This is a genomic window from Nitratireductor aestuarii, from assembly GCF_014641695.1.
Classification (GTDB): Bacteria; Pseudomonadota; Alphaproteobacteria; order Rhizobiales; family Rhizobiaceae; genus Chelativorans; species Chelativorans aestuarii.
Genome location: NZ_BMIF01000006.1, coordinates 69,329 through 94,393 on the forward strand (window position 1 = coordinate 69,329; position 25,065 = coordinate 94,393).

At 60.9% G+C, this 25,065-nt stretch carries 20 protein-coding genes and 2 pseudogenes; 11 read left to right on the top strand and 11 right to left on the bottom strand.

Annotated features, from left to right (window positions below; genetic code table 11):
- Positions 1 to 15: 15 nt before the first annotated feature.
- Genes IEX27_RS11010 through IEX27_RS11025 form a run of 4 tightly spaced genes read right to left on the bottom strand, consistent with a single transcriptional unit; the run spans position 16 to position 3,847 of the window.
- The gene (locus tag IEX27_RS11010; RefSeq protein WP_244630326.1) at positions 16 to 1,104 is read right to left on the bottom strand and encodes a LacI family DNA-binding transcriptional regulator; all 1,089 of its coding nucleotides are present in this window, start codon (positions 1,102 to 1,104) and stop codon (positions 16 to 18) included.
- A gap of 57 nt (positions 1,105 to 1,161) precedes the next feature.
- Positions 1,162 to 2,097 carry an ornithine cyclodeaminase gene (locus IEX27_RS11015; RefSeq protein ID WP_188721108.1) on the bottom strand — a complete coding sequence of 312 codons (936 nt, stop codon included), beginning with the start codon at positions 2,095 to 2,097 and terminating at the stop codon, positions 1,162 to 1,164.
- A gap of 33 nt (positions 2,098 to 2,130) precedes the next feature.
- Positions 2,131 to 2,835, bottom strand: coding sequence for a GntR family transcriptional regulator (locus IEX27_RS11020; protein WP_244630327.1), 705 nt, complete (start codon positions 2,833 to 2,835; stop codon positions 2,131 to 2,133).
- A gap of 7 nt (positions 2,836 to 2,842) precedes the next feature.
- Positions 2,843 to 3,847 carry an SIS domain-containing protein gene (locus IEX27_RS11025; protein WP_188721110.1) on the bottom strand — a complete coding sequence of 335 codons (1,005 nt, stop codon included), beginning with the start codon at positions 3,845 to 3,847 and terminating at the stop codon, positions 2,843 to 2,845.
- A 125-nt stretch (positions 3,848 to 3,972) separates the two neighbouring features.
- Between IEX27_RS11025 and IEX27_RS11030 the strand changes: the two genes are divergently transcribed.
- From IEX27_RS11030 to IEX27_RS11050, 5 genes are all read left to right on the top strand, one after another.
- The gene (locus IEX27_RS11030; protein ID WP_244630328.1) at positions 3,973 to 4,872 is read left to right on the top strand and encodes a PfkB family carbohydrate kinase; all 900 of its coding nucleotides are present in this window, start codon (positions 3,973 to 3,975) and stop codon (positions 4,870 to 4,872) included.
- 83 nt (positions 4,873 to 4,955) lie between these two features.
- The gene (dctP, locus tag IEX27_RS11035) at positions 4,956 to 5,954 is read left to right on the top strand and encodes a TRAP transporter substrate-binding protein DctP (protein WP_188721111.1); all 999 of its coding nucleotides are present in this window, start codon (positions 4,956 to 4,958) and stop codon (positions 5,952 to 5,954) included.
- 57 nt (positions 5,955 to 6,011) lie between these two features.
- Positions 6,012 to 6,488, top strand: a complete 477-nt coding sequence (locus tag IEX27_RS11040; RefSeq protein WP_188721112.1) for a TRAP transporter small permease — start codon at positions 6,012 to 6,014, stop codon at positions 6,486 to 6,488.
- A complete protein-coding gene (locus tag IEX27_RS11045) occupies positions 6,485 to 7,759 on the top strand; it encodes a TRAP transporter large permease (protein WP_188721113.1) in 1,275 nt (424 codons plus the stop codon). The genes IEX27_RS11040 and IEX27_RS11045 overlap by 4 nt, the downstream gene beginning before the upstream one ends.
- Positions 7,760 to 7,772: 13 nt before the next feature.
- The gene (locus IEX27_RS11050) at positions 7,773 to 9,056 is read left to right on the top strand and encodes an NAD(P)/FAD-dependent oxidoreductase (protein ID WP_188721114.1); all 1,284 of its coding nucleotides are present in this window, start codon (positions 7,773 to 7,775) and stop codon (positions 9,054 to 9,056) included.
- A gap of 13 nt (positions 9,057 to 9,069) precedes the next feature.
- Here the strand turns inward: IEX27_RS11050 and IEX27_RS11055 are convergent, their stop codons facing one another.
- The 3 genes from IEX27_RS11055 to IEX27_RS11065 form a co-directional block, all read right to left on the bottom strand.
- Positions 9,070 to 10,776, bottom strand: coding sequence for an ABC transporter permease (locus IEX27_RS11055; RefSeq protein ID WP_244630329.1), 1,707 nt, complete (start codon positions 10,774 to 10,776; stop codon positions 9,070 to 9,072).
- Positions 10,777 to 10,839: 63 nt separating this feature from the next.
- Positions 10,840 to 11,859, bottom strand: a complete 1,020-nt coding sequence (locus IEX27_RS11060) for a Fe(3+) ABC transporter substrate-binding protein (RefSeq protein WP_188721116.1) — start codon at positions 11,857 to 11,859, stop codon at positions 10,840 to 10,842.
- A gap of 93 nt (positions 11,860 to 11,952) precedes the next feature.
- A complete protein-coding gene (locus IEX27_RS11065; protein ID WP_188721117.1) occupies positions 11,953 to 13,029 on the bottom strand; it encodes an ABC transporter ATP-binding protein in 1,077 nt (358 codons plus the stop codon).
- Positions 13,030 to 13,222: 193 nt separating this feature from the next.
- Between IEX27_RS11065 and IEX27_RS11070 the strand changes: the two genes are divergently transcribed.
- Positions 13,223 to 14,242: an LLM class flavin-dependent oxidoreductase gene (locus tag IEX27_RS11070; RefSeq protein WP_188721118.1), complete on the top strand. Its 1,020-nt coding sequence runs from the start codon at positions 13,223 to 13,225 to the stop codon at positions 14,240 to 14,242.
- 9 nt (positions 14,243 to 14,251) lie between these two features.
- Here IEX27_RS11070 and IEX27_RS11075 read toward each other — a convergent pair whose 3' ends face one another.
- Entirely contained in the window at positions 14,252 to 14,425 is a 174-nt protein-coding gene (locus tag IEX27_RS11075; protein WP_188721119.1) for a hypothetical protein, read from the bottom strand.
- Between the two features lie 131 nt (positions 14,426 to 14,556).
- Here IEX27_RS11075 and IEX27_RS11080 point away from each other — a divergent pair, with 131 nt between their 5' ends.
- Entirely contained in the window at positions 14,557 to 18,147 is a 3,591-nt protein-coding gene (locus tag IEX27_RS11080) for a hydantoinase B/oxoprolinase family protein (RefSeq protein ID WP_188721120.1), read from the top strand.
- Positions 18,148 to 18,254: 107 nt separating this feature from the next.
- Here the strand turns inward: IEX27_RS11080 and IEX27_RS11085 are convergent, their stop codons facing one another.
- From IEX27_RS11085 to panB, 3 genes are all read right to left on the bottom strand, one after another.
- Positions 18,255 to 18,581, bottom strand: coding sequence for an acetyltransferase (locus IEX27_RS11085; RefSeq protein WP_444980169.1), 327 nt, complete (start codon positions 18,579 to 18,581; stop codon positions 18,255 to 18,257).
- A 432-nt stretch (positions 18,582 to 19,013) separates the two neighbouring features.
- The gene (gene panC / locus IEX27_RS11090) at positions 19,014 to 19,856 is read right to left on the bottom strand and encodes a pantoate--beta-alanine ligase (protein ID WP_188721121.1); all 843 of its coding nucleotides are present in this window, start codon (positions 19,854 to 19,856) and stop codon (positions 19,014 to 19,016) included.
- On the bottom strand, positions 19,853 to 20,686 hold the full coding sequence (gene panB / locus IEX27_RS11095; protein WP_188721122.1) for a 3-methyl-2-oxobutanoate hydroxymethyltransferase: 834 nt from the start codon (positions 20,684 to 20,686) through the stop codon (positions 19,853 to 19,855). Before panB ends, panC begins: the two co-directional genes overlap by 4 nt.
- Before the next feature lie 233 nt (positions 20,687 to 20,919).
- On the opposite strand from panB, the gene IEX27_RS11100 reads away from it, so the two are divergent.
- From IEX27_RS11100 to repC, 4 genes and pseudogenes are all read left to right on the top strand, one after another.
- On the top strand, positions 20,920 to 21,321 hold the full coding sequence (locus tag IEX27_RS11100) for a DUF1801 domain-containing protein (RefSeq protein WP_188721123.1): 402 nt from the start codon (positions 20,920 to 20,922) through the stop codon (positions 21,319 to 21,321).
- Positions 21,322 to 21,539: 218 nt separating this feature from the next.
- A pseudogene (gene repA, locus IEX27_RS11105) lies at positions 21,540 to 22,699 on the top strand (plasmid partitioning protein RepA).
- Positions 22,696 to 23,742, top strand: coding sequence for a plasmid partitioning protein RepB (repB, locus tag IEX27_RS11110; protein WP_188721124.1), 1,047 nt, complete (start codon positions 22,696 to 22,698; stop codon positions 23,740 to 23,742). The pseudogene repA and the gene repB overlap by 4 nt, the downstream one beginning before the upstream one ends.
- 129 nt (positions 23,743 to 23,871) lie before the next feature.
- A pseudogene (repC, locus tag IEX27_RS11115) lies at positions 23,872 to 25,052 on the top strand (plasmid replication protein RepC).
- Positions 25,053 to 25,065 lie beyond the last annotated feature (13 nt).

The following is a 25,065-nucleotide window of genomic DNA, read 5'->3' on the forward strand; positions in this document are numbered from 1 at the left end:
CTCTCCCCCTCTAGATTAAGTAGGTCTGCGGGTGATCGATCCCCGCTCGACAAATTCCGCCGACAGCACCTGCGCGCGCGCCGGCACTTGCGAGCCTTCGATGCGCTCCAGAAGCATGGTGGCTGCGATCTCACCCATGGCGAGACGAGGCTGCGCCATGGTCGAAATGCCCGGCGGCAGGAAGCTCATCCATTCGAGGTCATCGAAACAGACAAGCGACAGCTGGTCAGGCACCGACAGTCTGGCTGACGAGATGGCGGCGATGACGCCTTCGGACATGGTACCGTCCGTGGCGAACACGGCCGTCGGCCGATCGGCATTATGGATGAGCGCTTCCGCAACACGTTGCGCCTTCTCAGCCGAATAGGCTCCGACGCGACGGATGAGCGTTTCGTCCACAGGCAAACCCGCCTGACGGTGGGCCTGCAGATAGCCAAGCAGACGCTGCCAGCTCGGATAAAGCGTATCGGTCGACAGAACCTCGCCCGCGAGGCCGCGACGGATGAAGCCCGCGAGGCCGCCTTCCGGTTCCTCAAGGAGTTCACCAACCAGACCAATGCGCTTGTGTCCCGCCGCTAGGAGCGCGGCAACCGCACGGCCGGCGGCGGCGATATTGTCGATCGTGACGCGATCAACCTCCAGCCCTGCAACGGCGCGGTCAAGCAACACCAGCGGCAGCCCAAAAGCCTGAAGATCGCGCAGGTGCCGTGCATTGCGCGTATCGCAGGGAGAGACGATCAGCCCATCGACCTGCTTTTCCATCAGGACGTTGACCGCGCGGATCTCCTTTTCAAGGCTTTCGTCGGAATTGACGATCAGGAGCCCGAATTCGTGACGCTCCACCACATCCGCAATGCCGCGCAGGATGGAGGCGTAGAACGGGTTCTGGATGTCGCCAGCGACAACGCCGATGGTGCGCGTTCTGCCAGTGATGAGGCTGCGGGCGAGGGCATTGGTTCGGTAGCCGAGCTTGCGGGCCGCCTGCATGACCTTGTCGCGGGTTTCAGCCTTGGTGTAGCCGTAGCTGCCAAGAACACGACCCGCAGTAGCAGTCGATACGCCCGCAAGCCGCGCTACATCTGCAATCGTTGCTTTCTTCACCACCCCGTGCAGTTCCTTCCTCCGAACCACTACTCTACGCTGCTCTCTCCCGGTTTGATGTCATGCTGCGTTGTTGAGCGCAATCGCGGTGAAAACGTCGAGATGGGCTCCTCCAACGTTCTTGAAGATCGTGATTTCATCGCCAGATTCGCGGCCCCGCGCCCTGCCCTGCGCAAGGTCGAAATGGTCACCGGCTATCGCGTCCGGCGTTATCAGGCCGGAACGCAGCGCCGGGCCAAGATCGCCCGTATTCTCCATGCCATGCCGCGTGTCGACGAATATGCGGGCGCGCTTCAGCGCCTCCTCGTCCGTCTCGCGCAGGCTGGTTGCATAGGCGCCCACAAGATCGAGATGCGTGCCGGGCTTCAGCAGCGCGCCCTTGACCAAAGTGCGATCCGACATGGTCACGCAGGTGATCACGTCCGCGGCCGCCACCGCGGCGTCGATGTCATTCACCGCCTCGGCATTCACGCCGCCCGCGCGCAAATCGGCGGCCACATTTTCCGCCTTGGGCAAGGTGCGGTTCCAGATCAGCACGCGCTTCAGCGATGGCCGCGCCGCCATATGCGCACGGGCGAAATGCGGTGCGAGCGCACCTGCACCCACCACGAGCAGAACTTCAGCATCATCGCGGGCGAGAAGCGAAGCAGCCAGGGCTGAATCACCTGCTGTCTTGCGCGCCGTCATTGCTGCGCCATCGGCCACCAGCATCGGAGCGCCGGTCGAACCGTCAAACAGCGCCACCAGTCCCTGGACGTTGGGCTGCGGCGGGGTGAGCTTCTCGTTGCCGGGGAACACACCGACCATCTTGACGGCGATCGGTCCGCCCGCCACCCAGCCGGGAAGCGTGATGAACTGGTTGGCCGTCTTATTTGGATCGTTCTGCACCACCACATCGGAGAGCGGCATAGATCCGCGATGGGCGTGTGACAGAGCGTCGATCAGATAGGACCAGGGCAATGCTTCATGCACCGCCTCAGCGTCGAAGACCTTCATGGCATTTCCTCATAATGTCTCTTGAGGCGGAACTCAGTTTTTGACCGCCAGCGTGACCAGGTGACAGGGCGTGACGGTTTGCGAGAGGGCGAGCGGGGTGCCCTTGCCGTCCAACACCAGCTTTTCGATCCGATAGACAGGTTCTGTCGTCGAGACGCCGAGCGCCTCAGCCTCAGATGCGCGGGCAAAGCCCACATTGATGAGGCGGTCGGCACCGGCAGGTTCGACGGTATAGCCTTTCCGAAGGCTCGCGAAAAAGCTCTGCCCCGCCTCGACCGGATCCAGCGCATCGGCAAACCGCTCGCCGTCGACAAAGAGCGTCTCCAGCGTCATCGGACGATCATCCACCTCCAGCAGGCGGACGAAGCGAACGAGCTTGCTGGCTCCAAGCCGGGAGGCGACAGCGGGTTCAACGGCATTGTCCTCCCGCTCCAGAACGCGGTGGCCGGCTTTGTGCCCCTGCCCCGCCACCACATCGGCAAAGCCCGACAGTGAGATCGTGTGCTGCATCTTGCGCGGCGCGACCAAGGTGCCGCGGCCCTGCTGACGTATCAGCAGGCCCTCCGCACACAGTTCACCTACTGCGCGTCGAAGCGTTATCCGGCTAACTCCGAGCGTCGCACATAACTCCAGTTCCGGTGGCAGGAAGCTGCCTTCGGGAAGACGGCCCGCATCGATCTCGGACAGGAGCTTGCGTCGAACCTGTTCGTAGAGCGGCAGCAGGCCATCTTGCACCATCATCGCCTCAATAGTCGGTCAGCTTCTTCATGTAGCGGCGGCCGTCCAGCATGACCTGCTGGCGGAAGTCGGCAACCTTATAGATGAATCGCCACAGGGTGTCGAAGAAGATGAGCGGCACGACATTGCCCTGGAAGCGCTCGTCGATTCCGGAGAGATCGAGCTTTGCAGCGTCGAGCACAAGGATGTTCTCGGCCTTGCCGAAACGATGCAGGAACTCATCGGCGCGCTCATCGAGAGCACGGGTGGAATCGATACCCTTCATCAGGACGAAGCAGCGGGTCTCGTCCAGAACCTCGAAGGGTCCGTGGAAGAACTCGTTGGAGTGGATCGCCTGGCTGTTGATCCACTGCATCTCCATCAGCACGCAGATGGCGAAGGAATAAGCCGCACCATAGCTGGCGCCCGATGCCATCGTGTAGATGACATCCTGCTTGGCGAAATGCTCGGCATAGCGGTCCCACAGCGGTGCGTAGGTTTCCTGCGCACGGTCAATGGCTGCCTGCAGGTTGTAGAGGCTGCCGATCAGCGACTCGCGCAGATCCTCTCCACCGGTTGCGGCAGCAATGCCTATCACGATCTGGTAGATCGCAGAGTAGTTGCTGTCCTTTGCATCGATCGGAACGCCGGTCGTGTAGGGAGCCTCGAACTTCACCGGGTAGTCAACAGCGGTGCCGAGAGGCGATTCCGGCTCCACCGTTAGACCGATGGTGCTCGCGCCCTTCTCCTTCGCAAACTTTGCTGCGGCCGTCGTTTCCTTCGTCGTGCCCGTCATCGAGCAGAGCACAACGAGCGTATCAGGGCCAAGCCGCTTGGGCGCACGCGCCACGAATTCGGCAGCATTGAACACGTCGGAAGGCAGCGAAGAATGCTGGTCCAGCATGAATTTGGCCGGATGCATGATCGACAGGGAACCGCCGCAAGCTACGAAATAGACATGGCGGAGTGCGCCGAAATCAATGGACGAAAGCGCGGCGGATACGGCCGGGTGGTAACGTTCGGGAAAGGACATCAGGTCATCACCTTCGATTAAGATGACATAAGACATATTAATTTTTGCGGATGAGTGTCAAGGAGGATTGACAAGCAATCAGGATTATTGCGAACGTTCTCACAAAATCAGTAAGTGGGCTTTCAGTGTCACAGGCTTTTCTCAGAATTCTGGCGTTCGGCGACAACGTCGTGGACTGCTATCAGGATCAGCAGCTCATGTTCCCGGGCGGCAATTGCGTGAACCACGCCGTGTTCGCACGGCGCTTCGGCGCACATGCGGCCTATGCAGGCGGAGTGTCGGATGATGCGGCGGGCCGCGCTATCCGCGACGCCTTTGTTGCGGAAGGTGTGGAGACTTCGCTGCTGCGCTTCCTGCCCGGCCAGACCGCCTATTGTGTCATCGCAACCGAAGACGGTGAGCGCGTTTTTGTCGGCGCGAACTTGGGCGTGTCGATCATCGCGCCCTCCCCCGAGGACCTGGCCTGGATGAAGAGCGCCGATGCAGTGCATACCGGCAGGTCGAGCCACGTGGACGCATGGGTGCCCCGTTTTGCATCGCTAACCCGCGTGTCCTATGACTTCGCCACGATCCGCGATGAAGCGCGCATCGCAGCGGTGGCGCCGCACTGCTTCCTTGCTGGCTTTTCGGGCGGCGACATGAGCCGGGAAGAGGCTCACGCGCTGGCCGAGCGGGTAAGAAATCATGGCGCCCAATGGGTGGTTATCACGAGGGGTGCGCAAGGCGCGTTGCTCGCAGGCCCAGACGCAATTCATGAGGCACCGGCAGCATTGGTGCAGCCGGTCGATACACTTGGCGCAGGCGACACATTCATCGCGCGCACCCTGGTTGGTCTGCTGCGCCAGGAAGATCCCTCGGTGATCCTGAATGCAGCGACTGAAGCCGCAGCCGAAACCTGCCTGTCGCCGGGAGCCTTCGGCCACGGTGTGGCCATGGACGTGGACCTGTCGACCATGCTCACGATCGATGAAATCTACGCCACCACAAAGCCAGTACCGGGACCCGAGACGGTAGAGGCAGGCTAGGTGAACAAGAAAACTGGGCGCCGCGTGGGTGCCCTGGACATGACAGCAAGCACAAGGCGTAAATCCTAAGAGGAGGACGATCAATGAACCGGCTTATTTCATCCATCCGGCTGCTGACCGCAGCGGCGACTGTGACCACCCTGCTCTCCGGAGCGGCGCTGGCCGATGATGTCACCATTCGCGTGACCACGGTTAACCCGCCCACTGGCGAATCCTGGAAAGAGGTCATGGCGACCGCTGAACGCGTGACCCAGCGGACCGAGGGACGCGTCAAGTTCGAGGGCTATCCCTCGGGCCAGCTCGGCACCACCACCGATTCCATCGAGCAGGCGAGCCAGGGCCTGCCGATCATGACATTCACCTCCGCATCGTTCCTCGCAGGTTTCGGTGTTCCGGAGCTTTCGATCGTGGAAGGCCCCTTCATCGTTTCCAACGCTGAAGAAGGCGAGCGGCTTGCCAACTCCGAGCTGATGCAGGGCTTCTACGATCGCCTCGCCGAAGCTTCCGGACTGCGCGTCGTTGCGCTCAACTGGTTCGACGGCCCGCGCCACATGATCGGAACGGCTGCCTATCCGACGCCGGACGACCTGAAGGGCGTGCGTATGCGCGTGCCGCCGGTGGAGACCTGGCTGAAGACGTTCGAACCCATGGGTGTCGCAGCCACGACCGTCGAGGCAGCGGAAGTCTATTCCGCGCTCTCGCAGGGCGTCGTCACTGCAGCCGAAGCCCCGCTGACCGGTATCCGCGCTTCGGGCTGGCATGAGCCAGTCAAGGAGATCACGCTGACCGGCCACTTCAACCTGTTCCTTGGCTGGGTGATGAGCGACGCCGCCTTCCAGCAGATCAGCGAAGCTGACCGCGCCATCCTGCTTGAAGAGTTCCGCAAGGGCGGCCAAAATCTGACCAAGCAGTCCATTGACCTTGAGTCTGGAATTCGCGCCGAGTTCGAAAGCAAAGGTGTTACCTTCCACGAAGCTGATGTTGAAGCCTATCGCGCGGCTACCGCTGGTTTCTACAAGAGCTTCCCGAACTGGCCGGAAGGTCTCTATGAACAGGTCCGCGCTGCAGCCACGGGGAACTGATCGGCTTTGGCCGGGCACATTTGACTGCCCGGCCTCCTCGATCGAAGGGAGGTATTGGTGCCACTGAAAATCCTGCGCGAGATGATCGAATTTCTTGCCGTGGTGGTGCCGGCATTGCTGCTGGCTGCCCTCATCGGCATCGTCATGGCTGATGTGGTGGCTCGAAACTTCTTCTCCATGTCGATCATGTGGGCGCAGGAACTGGCTGTCGTCTTGATGGCAGCGACTGTGTGGCTGGGTCTTGCCGGCGCTTCCGTTCAGGGCCAGCTGTTCGGCATCTCTCTTTTTGTCGACAAGCTGCCCCCTCGCCTTTACCCCTTCGCCCGCCTGCTGGCGGACATACTCACAATGCTCATTGCGGCGCTGGTTATCCGCGCCGCCTATGCCCAGATCTCCACCGCCCGGTTCACCACGTTCCTCACGCTTGGCTGGCCGAAATGGATCATCGCTGCGCTGCTTGCAACAGGCATGGCGCTGGTGATCCTCGGGCGCCTTCTTGAGATGGCTGAGAGCCTGCGAAAGGTGCGTTCGTGACCGTCGTTGCCATCGTCTTCGTTCTTCTTCTGCTGCTCGGGCTTCCGGTCGGCTTCGTGATGCTGGGCGCCTCCATGGCCTACTTCACGCTGAACCCCATGATGACGAGCCTGGTCGCCCAGCGAATGTCGTCGGGCCTGGAATCCTTTCCGCTGCTCGCCATTCCGCTCTTCGTCGTGGCCGGCGCCGCGATGGCGCGAGGCGGCATTGCTGACCGCCTCTATTCCTTCTGCGAGACGCTGGTCGGACACTGGCGCGGCGGCCTCGCGCAGATTGCCGTGCTCAATTCCGTCTTCATGGGCGCAATGTCCGGGTCGGCCAACGCGGATGCGGCGATCGACGCACGTACTGTCGTTCCGGTGATGCGCACGCGCGGCTACTCCAACGCCTATGGGTCCGTGGTCAGTGCCGCCTCGTCGATGATCGCGCCGGTCATGCCGCCGAGTATCGCTCTGATCGTCTATGGGTTGCTGACCAACACGTCGATCGGGCGGCTGTTCATGGGCGGCGTGATCCCAGCCTTCATCATCGCCATCGCGCTGATGCTGACGGTCCGCTGGACCGCCAAGCGGATGAACCTTGCTCCGGCGCGCGAAAAGCGGGCTGGCCCGAAAGAAATTCTCTCCAACGGTCGCGCGGCGCTTTGGGCGCTGGCGATGCCGGTGCTGTTGCTGCTGGGCCTCAGAAGCGGCTGGTTTACTCCGACCGAACTTGGCGCCGTGGCAGCCGTCTATGCCTTTCTCGTCGGTGTCTTTGTCTATCGCGGACTGACGTTCGGCGAAACAATGGCGCTCTTCTCCGAGTCGGCCGCAACGACTGCCGGCGTGCTCTTCATCGTGGCATCTGCCTCGGTGTTTTCGCTGATCCTCAGCCTGGAACAGGTACCGCAGCAGCTGGTCACCGCGCTGATGTCGATCTCCGACAACAAGTACGTGGTGCTTTTCGTCATCAACATCGCGCTCCTTCTCTTAGGAACGGTGTTTGAAGGGCTGGCGATCATCGTTATTCTCGGCCCGCTGCTTTTGCAGGTGGCGCAGACGCTTGGCGTCGATCCCGTCCATCTTGGCGTTGTGCTTGTGTTCAACACCACGATCGGCTCGCTGACGCCGCCGGTCGGAACCGTCATGTTTACGGTATGCTCCATCACCCGCTGTTCGGTCGAGGATTTCACCAAGGCGTTCCTGCCGTTCCTTGCAGCATCCGTCGCGGTTTTGTTGTTGCTCACCTACGTTCCGGCGCTGGTGACTTTCCTTCCCAATCTCTTGTTCTGATCAGGTGAATATCGTGGCAGCGCAGACAGGCGGCAATCTTTGGCGGGCAAGCAGCACAGTGAGCGTGGAAGCGCCGCCGCTGGCGGCAGACGCGCGCGCTGACCTCGTGATCATCGGCGGAGGCTTCACCGGCAACGCGGCGGCGCTGGAAGCAGCACGGCGTGGCGCATCGGTTGTCCTGCTCGAAGCCGAGACCGTCGGCCATGGCGGCTCCGGCCGCAATGTCGGCCTCGTCAATGCAGGCCTGTGGCTGCCGCCCCAGGACGTCATCAAGCTGATGGGCCGCGAGCCGGGCTTGCGGCTGGTCGATATTCTCGCACAGGCTCCTGCGCTTGTCTGGTCGCTGGTCGATCGCGAAGAAATCGAATGCGAGGCGACCCGCAACGGCACCCTGCATCTTGCCCATGCGCCTTCTGGTTTCCGCGATCTTGCGGAACGGCACCGGCAGGGCGTCGAGCTCGGGGCGCCACTCCAGTTGCTCGACGCAGAGGAAACAAAGCGGCGGACGGGCAGCAGTGCGTTCCACGGTTCGCTCTTCGATCCGCGAGCAGGCACGATCCAGCCGCTCTCCTATGCACGCGGCCTCGCGGCGGCTGCGATCCGCGCCGGCGCAAAGCTGCACGGGGCAAGCAAGGTCACCGGCGTCACCCATGACGGAGAGGGCTGGCAGGTCACCGCCAATGGCCATGTCGTCAAGGCAAAGTCGCTGCTTCTGGCGACCAATGCCTATTTCAACGGCATCGATCTCGGCACAAGGCCGCAGTTCGTGAAGGTTGGCTATTCACAATTTGCGACCGCGCCGATGCCTGAGCATCTCCGCAAGAACATCCTTGCCGGCGGCGAAGGCTGCTGGGATACGGCAATGGTCATGTCGTCCTTCCGCATCGACCGCGCCGGCCGGATGATCGTCGGCGGCATTGGAAACGAAGGCGGTGCAGGTGGTCCGGTTCATGCGAGCTGGGCACGCCGCAAGCTGCGTCAGGTCTATCCGCAACTGGCTGACCTGCCTTTTGAGCACGCCTGGCACGGCCACATTGCCATGACCGGCGACCATGTTCCGAAGATCCTGCGGCTCGGACCTTCCGGCCTCGCCTGCTTTGGCTATTCGGGCCGCGGCATCGGCCCCGGCACTGTCTTCGGCACACGCGCCGCAATTGCGCTTCTGGAAGATCGCGAAACCGAGCTTCCCGTTGCGCCTGTCGAACAGCATGTCGAACGCTTTGTCGAACCGAAGGCTCTCTATTACGAGACCGGCGCCGTGCTGACCCACGCGATCAACCCGCCCCCGTTTAGCTGACGCTCGCTGGAGCTTATCCCGCCTGTTGCTGGAGCGGCAACTGCTCCAGCGGCGTGGGCACGAGAACATCCCGGCGGAGGTTGCGCTCCGAGCCGACGCGAGAAAGAAGCACCACAGGCAGCATGGCGATCAGCACAATGGCCAGCGCCGAGATGGAAGCATCCTCATAAGTGCCGCGCGCGGCCTCGCCATAAAGATGGGTGGCGAGCGTCTCGACATTGAGCGGACGCAGAAGAAGCGTCGCGGGCAATTCCTTGACGCAGTCGACGAAAACCAGAAGCGCTGCTGCTGCGATGCCCGTCTTGGAGAGCGGAAGGTGAACGCGGCGCAGCGTGCCCGACGGGCTTTCGCCGAGCGTGCGCGACACTTCATCCAGCGAGTGCGGAATGCGGCTCAGTGCAGCCGCCATGCCGCCAGAAGAAATAGCCATGAAGCGCGCCGAATAGGCGTAGACCAGTGCCGCACCAGAGCCCAGGAAGATGAGACCGGTCGAGAAGCCGAACCAGGATTGAGCGTAGGCATTCGCCGTGCGGTCGAATGCGCCAAGCACCACGACAAGGCCGATGGCGATTACCGTCCCTGGAGCAGCATAGCCAACGGCTGAAAGGCGGAACGCCGTGGTAGAGAACCCGCAGGACCGTACCCGCACTGCATAGGCTGCGGCACCACCCAGCGCCAGGGTCATCAGTGTCGCTGCGGCTGAGAAGACCACCGTTGCGGTGACGATGGAAACAAAGCGCGGAGGAATGCCCGCAAAGCCGAGGCGTGCGTAGGCTTCCGTCGCGAGATAAAGGGCGGGACCCGCAAAGCCGATCAGCACCGGAATGAGGCCGAGGCCGAGAAGAGCAAGCCCTACCGGCAGCGAGACCCGCTGGCGGTCAAAACTTCTGCCGCTCCGCGTGCCTGCAGCAAAACGCTGGCGTCGCCGCGCATATTGTTCCAGCGCGACGATGGCCATCACCACGACGAGTAGCGAGAGCGCGATCTGCGATGCGCCCGGCAGGTCTGAGCGGGTGATCCACGTCGTGTAAATGGAAACGGTCAGCGTGCGGACGCCCAAGAATTCCGCAGCACCGATATCGTTCAGCGTCTCCATGAGGGCTAGGCTGATGCCTACTGCCACGGCCGGACGGGCGAGCGGCAGCGCCACCCGCCAGAACACGGCGCGACGCGAAACACCGAGCGTGCGGGCCGCTTCAATCAGGCTTCCCGGCTGCGTCAGGAACATCGATCGTGTGGCGATGTAGACATAGGGGTAGAGCACGAAGGAAAGCACGAGGATGCAGCCCGCCATGGAGCGGATGTCCGGCAGGCGGAACTCGCGCGGGCTCGAATAGCCGAGCAGAGTGCGGATCGTACCCTGCACCACGCCGATCGGATGCAGAATGTCGAGGTAGGTATAGGCGACTATATAGGTGGGGACGGCCAGCGGCAGCAGAAGCGCCCATTCGAGTGTGCGCCTTCCGGGAAAGTCGTAGGCCGTCACCAGCCAGGCGGCGCCCGTTCCAAGCATGGCCACAAAAATGCCGACGCCTGAAAGAAGGATCAGCGTATCGCGCAACGCGACCGGCAGAATGGTCGAGAAGAGATGGCCCCAGAGCCCTTCGGAACCCTGCAGGGCCTCGAAGGCCAGCGCCAGGAAAGGCAGGAGAACGGCAAACGCCGTGAACCCGGCCACGATGAGCCATAGAGCGCCTGAACGCCACGTCGCCTTACGCATCAGTCCGGGTTCCGTCATGATCAAAATCAGAGGGCACCCCGTTACAGGATGCCCTCACCCGCGTTAGTTGTCGAAACCGACCTTGTCCACCAGTTCGCTAGCCTGCTTGCGGTTGGCCACCACTTCGGTGAGCGGCTTGGCGTCAATCTTCAGCTCGCCGAGCTCTGCAATGATCGGATCAGCTGGCACGGAAGCCTTGACCGGATATTCGAAGTTCGCTTCGGCGTAGATCTTCTGCGCGTCATCCGACACCAGGTATTCGAGCAGCTTGACCGCCTCGTCCTTGTTGGGAGCATGCTTGGCGAGCGCCGCACCGGAAATGTTCACATGGGTGCCGCCGTCCTTGAAGGTGGGCAGCAGAACCTTGATGGCATCGCCCCACTGCTTCTGCTCCTCGCCGCCACGGCCGGAGCGCATCAGACCGACGTAGTAGGAGTTGCCGACCGCGATATCGCAGATGGCGCCGAGAATGTCCTTGGCGCCTTCACGGTCGCCACCGGCGGGCTTGCGGGCAAGATTGTCCTTGACGCCCGCGAGCCAGGTTTCAGCCTCCTCAGCGCCGTGATGGGCGATGTAGGCAGCGATCAGCGCGGTGTTGTAGGGATGCTGGCCGGAGCGGATGCAGAGCTTGCCCTTCCACTTCGGATCGGACAGGTCCTCATAATTGATGGTGTTGAGATCGAGATCCTTGGCCGCATAGACAACGCGGGCGCGCATCGAAAGCGCAAACCAGTTGCCATCCGCGTCGCGCAGCTGCTCAGGCACAGCTTCCTTGAGGGCGGCGGAATCGACAGGCTGGGTCAGTCCCTTCTCGACGAGGTCGATCAGGTTGCCGGCATCCACAGTCATCAGGATGTCGGCAGGCGAGCTCTCGCCTTCCGATGCGACGCGTTCCACAAGACCATCCTTCAGGAACACCGTGTTGACCTTGATACCGGTCTCCGATGTGAAGGAGTCGAGAAGCGGCTGGATCAGACCAGGCTCGCGGGTGGTGTAGATGCTCAGTTCGGCCGCGCTGGCAGCCCCGGCGATGGTGAAGATCGATGCAACGGAAAGCAGCGTCGTGGTTAGGTATGCGCGCATGAAAACCTGTCCTCCCTGGGGGTTAGTCGAGCGCATCTTCTATTTATGATGGTTTTAGTCAAGTTTTGTTGATGATGCTCCGATCACAAAATATTACGGCTGCGGATCGGCAAAGGTGAACACGGCATCTTCATCAATGCGGAAGCGCAGCTTGCCCTCCACGACGTCGAGGTGCTGCGTCGTGCGCATGATGAGCGGGCTCTCGAGCCCGTCAACGATCAGCTCCAATTGCTCGATCTCGCCGCGGAAGCTGCGTGAGCGGACGATACCCGTCAGCGCGTTGCCGGCGACGGTAGGGTAGACCGCCTGCGGGCGGATATAGGCGACGGCCGCGCTTCCATCCGCCACCTCCTGCCAACAGGGAAAAGCGCCCAGCACCGTGTGAACCTGGCCGCTGCGATAGACGCCCGGCACCCGTGTGAAGGTGCTGAAGAATTCTGCCGAGTAGGGGTCGGACGGATGGTCGTAGAGCTCGCGGCCCGTGCCGCTCTGGACGACCCTGCCGCCCTTCATCAGCACCACGCGATCGCCCGTGGAAAGCGCTTCCTCCGGATCGTGAGTGACGATAATCGCCGTCGTGTTGGTACGGCGGAGCAGCGCCAGCGTGTCGCTGCGGACGCGTTCGCGAAGATCGCGATCAAGGTTCGAGAATGGCTCGTCCATCAGCACGACGGCCGGCTCCGGCGCCAGCGCCCGGGCAAGGGCGGCACGCTGCTGTTCACCACCCGAAAGCATATGCGGATAGCGGTCCGCCATGGCAGAGAGCGCCGTCAGGCTCAACAGCATTTTCGCGCGCTCTTTCGCCTCGTCACGCGACCACTTGCGCAGGCCGAACATGACGTTCTGCTCGATGGTAAGGTGCGGGAAAAGCGCGTAATCCTGGAACACGAAGCCGATGTTGCGCTGTTCGGGCTCGACGAATACGCCCGGCCCCGCCAGCATCTTGCCGTCGAGCTGCAATGTTCCGCTGTCCGGCTGCTCGATACCCGCGATGAGGCGCAGGAGCGTGGATTTTCCGCAGCCCGAATGGCCAACGAGGCAGACGATTTCCTTTGGCGCGATGGAAAGATCAATTGGCCCGAGAACAAACCCGGGGCCCAGCCGGCGGGTCAGCTGCACGATTTCCAGCATCGGCTGGACAGCGGCTTCTACGCTCCGGACTTGCTCCATTACGCGCATTCCTCTCAGGCGTGTTTTTCCTCGGGCTATATGAGTGGAGGGTTCAAATCAAGTATAACCATCCGGCAATGGCCGAGAGCTTTCTGGCGTCAACACTGCGACGACACAGCGTTCGCCCGCGCCGCGTTGTGCGCGCACTGCCCAGACCCTAGATTAGCGTCCAAGACATCTCGGGAACAATTCCATGAAAAAGATTGGTTTTCTGTCCTTCGGCCATTGGACGCCCTCCCCTCAGTCGCAGACACGGTCCGCTTCGGACGCGCTGCTGCAGTCGATCGACCTTGCAGTGGCGGCGGAAGAGCTTGGCGCGGATGGCGCGTATTATCGCGTCCACCACTTCGCCCGGCAGCTGGCTTCGCCCTTCCCGCTTCTGGCGGCAGTCGGTGCAAAGACGAACCGGATCGAGATCGGAACGGCCGTCATCGACATGCGCTACGAAAACCCGCTCTACATGGCGGAAGATGCGGGTGCTGCCGACCTGATCGCCGGCGGACGCCTCCAGCTTGGCATCAGCCGTGGTTCGCCGGAGCAGGTGATCGACGGTTGGCGCTACTTCGGCTTCAACCCCGGCGAAGGCGAGACGGATGCCACCATGGCGCGCCGCCATACGGAGGTGCTGCTCGAGGTTCTGAAAGGCAATGGCTTTGCTGAGCCAAACCCGCAGCCGATGTTCCCCAACCCGCCCGGTCTTCTGCGGCTTGAGCCGCATTCGCCGGGTCTGCGTGAGCGCATCTGGTGGGGTTCCGCGACGAACTCGACCGCCGAATGGGCCGCAAAGATGGGCATGAACCTGCAAAGCTCGACGCTGAAGTTCGACGAGAGCGGCAAGCCGTTCCATGTGCAGCAGGCCGAGCAGATCCGCGCCTATCGCAAGGCATGGAAGGAAGCCGGCCACGCGCACGAGCCTCGTGTTTCGGTCAGCCGCAGCATCTTTGCGCTGGTTTCCGACCTCGACCGGATGTACTTCGGCCGCGATCGCAGCGAGGATCATTTCGGCTATATCGAGCCCGGCACGCTAGCCGTATTTGGCCGGTCCTATGCCGCCGAGCCCGAACAACTGATCAAGGATCTGAGAGAGGACGAGGCGATTGCCGAGGCGGATACGCTGCTGCTCACCATTCCGAACCAGCTGGGCGTCACCTACTGTGCCCACTGCATCGAGGCGATCCTGAAATACGTCGCGCCGGAACTCGGCTGGCGCTAACCAACTGCCTCAGCGCTGCTTGTTGGCGCGTCGTTCCATCGCCCGCCGGTGCTGCCTCGATTGAGGCGTCTCCGGCGCAAGCGGTTGGCGGCGCGCCTTTTTCTGCCGCATCCTGCGGATGAGGGTAGCCACCGCAAGGGCTGCGACGAAACCGATAAGCGCCGGTATCAACATGGCTTCCAAGACTGCACCCTCTTTGCGAACCCAGAACTGGCCGTCTCCTTAGCGGATCTTCCCTTCTCACGGAACCCACTCGCCTCTTGTCATTTGCGGCCGGACGCGGGAATGGTGGCGCGGACAACTGGGGAGTTCTTATGGCCTGGGATTTCTGGATCGACCGCGGCGGCACATTCACGGACATCATCGCGCGCAAGCCGGATGGCTCACTGGAAGCGATGAAGCTGCTGTCGGAAAACCCTGAAGCCTATCGCGACCCCGCCACCGCCGGAATTCGCCGTTTCCTTGGTCTTGAGCCCAACGAGCGGATTCCAGCCGGCCTCGTCGGCACCATCAAGATGGGCACGACCGTCGCTACCAATGCACTGCTGGAGAGGAAGGGTGAGCGCGTGGCGCTCCTCATTACCGCAGGCTTCCGCGATCAGCTTGAAATCGGCTACCAGGCCCGCAGCGACATCTTCGCGATGAAGATCGAGAAGCCGGAAAATCTGTATGAGCGCGTGGTCGAGGTGCGGGAGCGCGTGCTGGCGGACGGTACCATCGAAGTGCCGCTTGATCTGGAGGCTGCCCGCGCCGCAATGGCGGAAATCAAGGCTTCCGGCATCAATTCAGTCGCTATCGTGCTCATGCATTCCTATCGCTATCCGGAGCATGAGCGGAAACTTGGCGAACTCGCACGCGAAATCGGCTTCGCGCAGGTGTCCGTCAGCCACGAAGTCTCCTCGCTGATTAAGATCGTCGGGCGGGGCGACACCTCCGTGGTTGATGCGTATCTTTCGCCTGTGCTGAAGCGCTACCTCGACGGCGTTGTGGCCGACCTCGATCTGACGAGAAGCGGTGCGCGGTTGCTCTGCATGATGTCGAGCGGTGGCCTGACTTCGCATGACCTTTTTCAGGGCCGCGACGCCATTCTTTCCGGACCGGCGGGCGGTGTAGTGGGTGCCGCTCGGACCAGTGAAGCGGCCGGCTTCCAGCGCATCATCGGCTTCGACATGGGCGGCACCTCGACGGATGTCTGCCATTACGACGGCGAGTTCGAGCGGGCCTTCGAGACTGAGGTCGCGGGCGTGCGTATGCGCGCACCGATGATGATGATCCACACGGTTGCTGCAGGGGGTGGCTCCATCCTTTCCTTCGATGGAGCGCGCTTTCAGGTCGGCCCGGAATCCGCCGGCGCGAACCCCGGCCCCGCCTGCTACCGCCGCGGCGGGCCGCTCACAGTGACCGACGCCAACGTGATGCTCGGCAAGCTGCGCGCCCAGGATTTCCCGAAGATTTTCGGGGCCCATCAGGATGAGCCGCTGGATGACGAGGTGGTGCGCCAGAAGTTCGCCGCGCTGGTGGCGGAGATGGGCGGCACGATGACGCCCGAGGAAGCTGCCGACGGCTTCATCACCATCGCCGTGCAGAATATGGCGAATGCGATCAAGAAGATCTCCGTCGCACGCGGCTACGACATCACCAAATATGCCCTCTCCTGCTTCGGCGGTGCGGGCGGCCAGCATGCCTGCCGCGTGGCGGAAACGCTTGGCATCCGCACCATCATCATCCACCCCTTCTCCGGTCTGCTTTCAGCCTTTGGCATCGGGCTTGGCGATCTGCGCGCCAGCCGCCAGAAAAGCATCGAAGAGACGCTGGATGATTCATCCCTCGCCTCGGCTGAAGCGACGGCCAAAGCTCTGATCGCTGAAACCCGTGCAGAACTGGAAGCTCAGGGCGTGTCGCCTGCTGAAATCACCGACGACGTTCGCCTGCACCTGCGCTACGCCGGCACTGACACGGCGCTTGAGGTGAGATGGGCTGCGCCTGAAGAGATGCTGCCCGAATTCGAGCAGAAGCACCAGCAGCGCTTTGGCTTTATTCAAGCGGGACATTCGCTGGTCATCGGCTCCGTTGCCGTGGAATCCGTGGGCGGTGGCGCACGGATCGAGGCCCCCAATGCGCCTCTGGCCTCCCAAGAATCCGCCGAGCTTTGTTTCACCCGCATATATAGCCAGGGCGAATGGCGCGACACGCGCGTCATCCGTCGCGAAGAGCTTGGCATTGGCGACGTCGTCAAGGGTCCTGCCCTGATCATCGAGCCGAACCAGACAGTGGTTGTCGAACACGGCTGGGAATGCGGCTTGAGCGAGCGAAACGACCTGATCCTGCGGCTCACGGAAGCCGGCAACGCCTTCGGCAGCGTTGGCACGGAGGCTGATCCGGTCATGCTGGAGGTGTTCAACAACCTCTTCATGTCCATCGCCGAGCAGATGGGCGTGGTGCTGCAAAACACCGCCCGCTCGGTCAACATGAAGGAAAGGCTGGACTTTTCCTGCGCGCTCTTCGACCGCGAGGGCAATCTGATCGCCAATGCGCCCCATGTGCCGGTGCATCTGGGCTCCATGGACGCTTCCGTGCGCACCATTCTGGAGCGCAACGAAGGGCAGATCCGGCCCGGCGATGTGTTCGTGCTGAACGCGCCTTATCACGGCGGCACGCACCTGCCCGATATCACCGTCGTTACGCCCGTCTTCCATGAGGAGGGCAAGGATATCCGGTTTATCGTGGCAAGCCGCGGGCATCATGCGGATGTCGGCGGCGTGGCTCCCGGCTCCATGAGCCCGCGCGGCCGCACGATCGAGGAAGAAGGCGTCTATATCGACAATTTCAAGCTGGTGGACGGCGGCCATTTCCGCGAGGCAGAGCTGCGCGCGCTGCTGGCCGGTGCTGCCTGGCCTGCCCGCAACATCGATGAGAACGTGGCCGACCTCAAGGCGCAGGTGGCTGCCAACGAACGCGGCAGCCGCGAGGTTCACAAGATGATCGCCCAGTTCGGTGAGGAAGTGGTCTTCGCCTATATGGGCCATGTTCAGGACAATGCGGAACGCGCCGTGCGTGAGCTGATCGCCACGTTGCAGGACGGCAAGTTCGAGCTTGAAATGGATCTCGGCTCGAAAATCGTGGTCGGAATCGCCGTGGACCGGGAGAACCAGCGTCTGCGCATCGATTTCACCGGCACAAGCGACCAGCAGGACAGCAATTTCAATGCGCCGGAGCCGGTAACGCGGGCTGCCGTGTTATATGTTCTACGCATGCTGGTCGGCCGCAACATTCCAATGAACGCCGGATGCCTCAGGCCCGTCGATATTATGGTGCCGGCTGGCTCGATGCTCGCACCGCGCTATCCGGCAGCGGTCGTTGCCGGCAATGTCGAGGTGAGCCAGGCGGTGACGAACTGCCTGATCGGCGCGATCGGGCGCCTCGGCTCTTCGCAAGCCACCATGAACAACCTCACCTTCGGCAACGAGCGCTACCAGTATTACGAAACCATCTGTTCCGGTGCGCCCGCCGGACCCGGTTTCGACGGCGTCTCGGCAGTCCATACGAACATGACCAACACGCGCCTCACCGATCCGGAGGTGTTGGAAGCCCGCTTTCCCGTTGTTCTTGAGGAATTTTCGATCCGCCGCGGCTCTGGCGGCAAGGGTCAGTGGAACGCGGGCGATGGCGTGCGGCGCGTGATCCGCTTCCGCGAGGCGATGGACTGCTCGATCCTGAGCGGCAACCGACGGGTAGCGCCCTTCGGCGTGGCCGGCGGCAAACCAGGCTCGCTCGGCCGCAATGCCGTGCGCCGCAAAGACGGAACCGTGGAGGAATTGCCCTCCTGCGCGCAAATCACTGTCGAACCAAACGATGCAATCATCATCGAAACGCCGACGGGCGGTGGGTTCGGAGACAAGAGCTAAGCGGAGCTAAGCAGCTCCAGGAAAAGTGGGAACCGTTTTTCCGTCCGGAATTGCGTTAAAACAAAGGCTTAGATCATTTCAGCGTTTCGGTGCAACACTGAAATGATCTAGTTCGCTGAACCACCCGCATGTTTCAGGTGGATCAGCGGGTATGGCTTGCCCTGCCCGTCGAAGGCCGATCGCCCCGTCTGCACGAAGCCCATTCTCTCGTAAAATCCGACGGCCTGGCCGTTCTGCTCGTTCACATCCGTCGTCATCTGCGGGTGCATCGCGAGGCCGTGCCGAACGAGGGCTGCGCCTATTCCGCTACCCCGGTGCGCAGGATCAACGAACAGCGCTTCCATATGGCCGTTCTCGATCAACATGAATCCCAATGGATAGTCATTGCCATCGACCGCCAGCCAGAACGAAACCTTCGGGAAGAAATGACTCACCACGTCATCAAGCGTCTGACGATCCTCAGGCGTCAGAAATTCGTGCGTGCATCAACCGCATTGCGCCAGATTTCGATGATGCGTCGGGTCTCGTCGGGCCTTGAACGTCGGATCTTAGGCATATGCGGGCCCCCACCCTGTGCACCGATTGAAAAAGATTCGTTCACCAATTCCGCTTAACAATGACTCTTGAAAAGTCAGCTGCCGCCCAGAAAACCTGACAAACCCTCAGACTTCCAAGTGTATCAAGAAAAACAGAAGTTTGCTTGGGTTAGCGCAAATAAGTGCACCTACTTCAACGACTTCTTCTGTCCGGCACAGCAAATCATCTGACCCCCATTTTACCTGAAAACGGGGTCGTTTCCTATTCTTCTTTGCGCTCTTGCCTTCCGGGTCGTCCAAGGGGCGGCATCAGGCCTGAGCCCTCCCCTTTTAGACAGGAATATTGTCGATCAATCTCACGCCTTCGAGCCAAGCTGCTGCGAGCAGCCTCGCAGGCTCCTCCTGCAACGCATCCAGGGGCTTCAAGGCGCTTGCTTCGCGCAGCTCCAGATACTCCACCTTTTCGAAACCAGCCGCCTCGATCGCTTCTAATGCCTCCTGCAGAACCTGCACCTTGTCGCCGCCGTCCCGCAGAGCTTCCGCCGCTTTCTGCATTTCGCGATGCAGCGCTGGAGCAATCGCGAGCGCCTTGCTGCTCAGCCGTGCATTTCGCGACGAAAGCGCCAGCCCGTTTTCAGCGCGCGAGGTCTCAACACCGATGATCTCTACGGGAAGGTTGAGATCGGCCACAAAACGGCGGACAACCTGCAGCTGCTGCCAGTCCTTTTCGCCGAAATACGCCTTGTCCGCTTGGGTGATCCCGAAAAGCTTGGTGACCACCGTTGCGACGCCATCAAAGTGGCCAGGTCGCAGCACCCCTTCCAGCGTGTCGGCGACGCCACCGACGCGGATCTTTGTCCCGAAACCATCCCGGTACATCTCGGCAGCCGATGGCGCAAAGATGGCCTCCACGTCCAACTCCGCGAGCAGATTGACGTCAGCCTCTTCCGTGCGGGGATATTTCGCCAGATCCTCCGCATTGTTAAACTGGATCGGGTTCACGAAAATGGTGACGATCACCCGGTCACATTCCGCCTTCGCGCGGCGCACGAGTGACAGATGTCCCTCGTGGAGCGCGCCCATGGTGGGCACGGCGCCAACTGTCAGGCCTTTCCTCTTCCACCCGGCGACGAGCGAGCGAGTGTCATCTACTGTGCGCAGGATTTCGGTCATTTCTTCGAAACCTTCGTTGTGCTGCCAAAACTGTGTTCAGGACCGGGAAACTGGCGCGAGCGAACTTCGGCCGCATATTGCGCGATGGCCCTATCCGCATCTTCGCCCAGCTCCGCATACCGCTTGACGAACTTGGCGCGAAAATCGACGAAGAAGCCGAAGATGTCGTCGATCACCAGAACCTGTCCGTCGCAGTCGGCGCCTGCGCCAATACCGATGGTCGGCACATTGATCGCATCGGTTATCCGCTTCGCCAGTTCTGAGGGAATTTTTTCGAGCGTAACGGCGAAGGCGCCGGCCTCAGCGGTGGCAACGGCGTCGTTGAAGACGCGCTCAGCATCCTCGTCCCTGCCCTGCACGCGGTAACCGCCCAGCGTGTTGAAGGCCTGCGGGGTGAGGCCAACATGCGCCATTACCGCGACGCCGCGCGTGGTGAGAAACTCGATTGTCTCGCGCATGTGGACGCCGCCTTCAAGCTTTACGGCCCCTGCCCCAGTTTCGGCGAGAATACGCGCAGCGTTACGGAAAGCCTGTTGCGGCGACTCCTCATAGGAGCCAAACGGCATGTCGACCACCACAAGCGCACTCTTTGCTGTGCGCATCACAGCCTGGCCGTGAAGGATCATCATCTCGATCGAGACGCCGAGCGTTGTCGGCAGACCGTGCAGAACCATGCCGACGCTGTCACCAACGAGCAGGAGATCGCAATGCTGGTCCGCCAATCTCGCGATTGGCGCCGTATAGGCGGTGAGGCAGACGATTGGCTGCTTGCCCTTGAGAGCAACGATGTCTGGGGGCAGCTTCTGCTTTACAGGCGGGGTACGGCTCACGGTATGCACTCCAATCCACTGGCGTTCTTTGCACAAGGTCCGGCAGCAATCCCCCCATGAGCAGCCACCACCCTCGGATTGCCTGGCCGTGATAAAGCCTGAACCGAGAGCACTTGCAAGGAAAAGTGGAGGATCTGCGGCCTTGCTCTTATGATCTATAGCCATTGCCATAGCCTTCGCCTGGGCAGATGGTGTTGGGGTTCGTTACGCAAGAAGCAACTGGGAGGTTGACGATGCCGGGAAACGACAAGCCAGAGCAATCCGCAAGCGCCCTCATAGATGCCAAGATCGCTGAACTCGGCGATTGGCGAGGCGCGACCCTTGCCCGCGTTCGGCGTTTGATTCGTGAGGTTGATCCCGAAATCATTGAGACCTGGAAGTGGCGCGGCGTACCCGTGTGGGAATGTGCAGGAATCATCTGTACGGGCGAAACGTATAAGAAGGTCGTGAAGCTCACCTTCGCCAAAGGCGCCGAACTTGATGATCCGTCTGGGCTTTTCAACTCCAGCCTCGAAGGCAACACGCGTCGCGCCATCGACATACCCGAGGGCGCTGAGCTTCCCGAAGACGCGTTTAAGGCGCTGATCCGCGCAGCCATCGACCTCAACAAATCACCAAATGCCAGGCGGCGTTAGTGGCTCGACGCAACGAACTGAGACTGCAGCCGCTTAGTGATGGCATGTTTATCGACGTTGAGACTATTTACCTGATACGAAAGCAGAGTTGACTGCAGTCAACTTCCAACTCGTTAAGGCTTTGTTTACCCTAAATTCCTTGCAGCCCAGAGAGAATCATGGCTACATGCGCTTAATTTTCAAAAACGCGGTCAAAATCGCATGTGCGGAAATTTTCGATGAGTGCACTTGAAGACATGAGGGACCAGATTGCCGAGGTCGATGTGCTGCTGACTCAGCAGGCGCATGAGCTATCCGTCATGCTCAACGACCATCGTCTGGAGATATTCCCTCCAAATGCACAGAAGACGCTACGTCCTTTCCAGCTCAACGAAGTTGCGCACTACTTAGGTGTGTCGAGCGGCTATCTTAAGAATCTGTCGCTCGAAGGCAAGGGGCCGCAGCCGCTGGTAACACCCACGGGCCGCCGGTCTTACACAGCCGAGCAGATGCTGGAAATGCGCCGTTTCCTCGACAAGAACGGACGCTCCGCAAAATATGTGCCGCATCGCCGTGAAGGCGAACATCTTCAGGTGATCTCCGTCGTCAACTTCAAGGGCGGTTCAGCCAAGACGACAACCACTGCGCATCTGGCGCAGTATTTTGCCCTGAAGGGCAACCGCGTCCTGGTGATCGACCTCGACCCGCAGGCTTCGCTTTCCGCGCTCCATGGTTTCCAGCCCGAGATCGATCGCAATGAATCGCTTTATGAAGCGCTGCGATATGACGACGACCGGAAACCGCTTTCATCGCTGATTAAGCAGACAAACTTTCCTGGCCTGGATATCATTCCTGCCAATCTTGAGCTGCAGGAATATGAGTACGACACACCGCTGGCGCTCGCTGCCAAGGACGGCGCCATGGGCGGCCTCTTCTTCGGCCGGTTGGATGAAGCACTGGCCGAAGTCGCTGACAACTACGATTTCGTCCTCACCTTTCGGCGTCGTCGGGCATTCTCATCACCGTGCATCCGCAGATGCTTGACGTGATGTCGATGTGTCAGTTCCTGCTGATGATGGGCGAGGTGCTGGGCACTTTGAAGCGCGCTGGCGCCAATATGGAGCTCGACTGGTTGCGCTATCTCGTAACGCGTTATGAGCCAACCGACGGCCCGCAGAGCCAGATGGTCGCTTTCATGCGATCCATCTTCAAGCAGCATGTTCTCGTCAATGAAATGCTGAAAAGTACCGCCATCTCCGACGCGGGCATAACCAAGCAGACGCTCTATGAGGTCGACCGCAGCCAGTTCACGCGGGCGACCTATGACAGAGCGATGGAATGCCTGCACCGCGTCAATCAGGAGATCCTGGACCTGGCTTACAAGGCATGGGGTAGATGATGTCTCGCAAGAACCTCCTTTCCTCGCTGACGGATCGCAAGTTGACTGCAGTCAACAACGCGCCCGAAGCAGCTCCCTCTACACCACCGCTGACACCAGCGATGGAACGGAGCCGTTCGCGCGGGGCTTTCGGCGCCATCACCCGTTCGATCGATGAACTGGCCGAGCGAGCGCAGGCAGCCAAGGAATATGAGGCGAAGCTGCTGGAAGGGGCGACCGTCGTCGAGCTTGATCCGGGCAAGATCGACGGATCATTCATTGCTGACCGTATCGGCGACGATGAAGAGGCCTTCAACGAGCTGGTTGAGGCCATTCGCGAACGCGGTCAGGATTCACCGATCCTTGTGCGGCCCCATCCGACGGCCGAGGGGCGCTACATGATCGTCTTCGGTCATCGGCGCGTGAGGGCTGCAAAGGCGCTCAGTCGAAATGTCCGAGCCGTTGTCAAGCAACTCGATGATACCCAGCATGTAATCGCCCAGGGACAGGAAAACTCTGTCCGGGCTGATCTGTCGTTCATTGAAAAGGCGCTGTTCGCGTTCAATCTGGAGCAGGGTGGCTATTCACGCGACGTGATCATGGCCGCACTCAGCGTCGACAAGACGGTCGTATCGAAGATGATTTCCGTCGTGAAGGATATTCCTTCTGACATCATCTCAGCGATCGGCGCAGCCAAGGAAAGCGGAAGGGATCGCTGGTACCAGCTGGCGGTCGCGGTGCGCGATGAGGAGGCCGCCGACTATTGCCGGGAGCTGATCCAGACATCAGCATTCGCTGAGGCCACCAGTGATCAGCGGCTTACCATTCTGTCGGACGGTTTGCTGAAACAGCCAAAGACAAAGACGCAGCGTCCCAAGACTGATGCAGTCACCTGGGTTCCCGAGGACCGCGCCGTTCGCGTCATCTTGAAAGATACTGGAAAGCAGGCCGTCCTGTCCATCAAGGACCGGGATGCATCCGCTTTCGCCAAGTTCATCGCCGATCGCATTGAAGACCTCTACGAGGACTTCCGGCGGTCAGAGTTGTACACAGGAGAGCATTAACCAGCAAAAGAAAAAGGCCCCCAAAACGTTCCCGTCGTGGAAGCCCTTCTCATATGGTGTAGCAACCGTCCATTGGGCGTCGTTTTGACGGACGGATTTCTTTTGCCTGAAAAAAGGTGAGAAAAGGAAATGCAGGTACAATTTGGAACGACCCCCTTTGGTGGTCGGCCGATGTCGCTCGCCTTGTTGGCAGCGCAAAGAAATGCTGCGGAGCAGATCCCCGCAGGCAGATCCGTGGACAAATGGCAGCTCTATCGCAACCTTTGCGAAGCCAAGGCAATCATCGGCGTCGGTGATCGCTCGCTGGCCGTTTTGAGTGCGCTCCTGTCGTTTTACCCGGAAACTGAGCTTTCCGAGGAGAATGGGCTTATCGTTTTTCCGTCGAACCAGCAGCTGTCGCTGCGGGCGCACGGCATGGCAGGACCAACTCTGCGCCGTCACATCGCGGCCCTGGTGAAAGCAGGCCTGATCATTCGCCGCGATAGCCCTAACGGAAAGCGCTACGCACGCAAGAGCAGGGCAGGGCAGGTGGAGGAAGCTTTCGGTTTCTCGCTCGCTCCTTTGCTTGCTCGCGCCGATGAGATTGCATCCGCAGCCGACCACGTTCGGGCGGAAATGGCTGCGCTACGCATGACGCGTGAGCGCGTGACGCTTCTTCGCCGTGATATCGGCAAGCTCATCGACGCTGCCATGGAAGAGCAGCTCGAAGGCGATTGGGATAAAGTCTGGCAGGCGTTTCGTAGTGTTGTAGAGGCCATTCCGAGGCGTGCGTCGCTCGATGAACTCCGGGCAATCTGTGATCAGCTCGTCGCAATCCGCCAGATCGTGGATAAGATGTTGGAAATAAAAGATAATTCCAGCGAAATTATACTGAGTCACATCCAGAATCCCATTTTGAAGTTGAACAGGCTCCGGAAGAAGCTGGGATCAATTTTGAGACCAATCGAAACCCGAAAAGCCCATCCTCAGGCTATCCGCTGAGTTTTGTCTTGAAGGCATGCCCTGACATCGCCGACTATGCGATCGACGGAATTGCGAACTGGCGGGATTTCATGACCACCGCAGCGCAAGTACGGGCTTTCCTGGGCATCAGTCCATCCGCCTATGGGGAAGCGCAGGCCGTTCTGGGCCTGGAGACCACGGCGGTGGTGATCGCCTGCATTCTCCAGCGATCTGAGCATATTCAGTCGGCAGGCGGGTACCTGCGTGTTCTGACAGAAAAGGCGAGGACAGGGGAGTTTTCAGTCGGACCCATGCTGATGGCCTGCCTGAAGGGCGTGCAAACGGCACCCCAGGCAATTGGGGCGTGAGGTGATCAGCAAC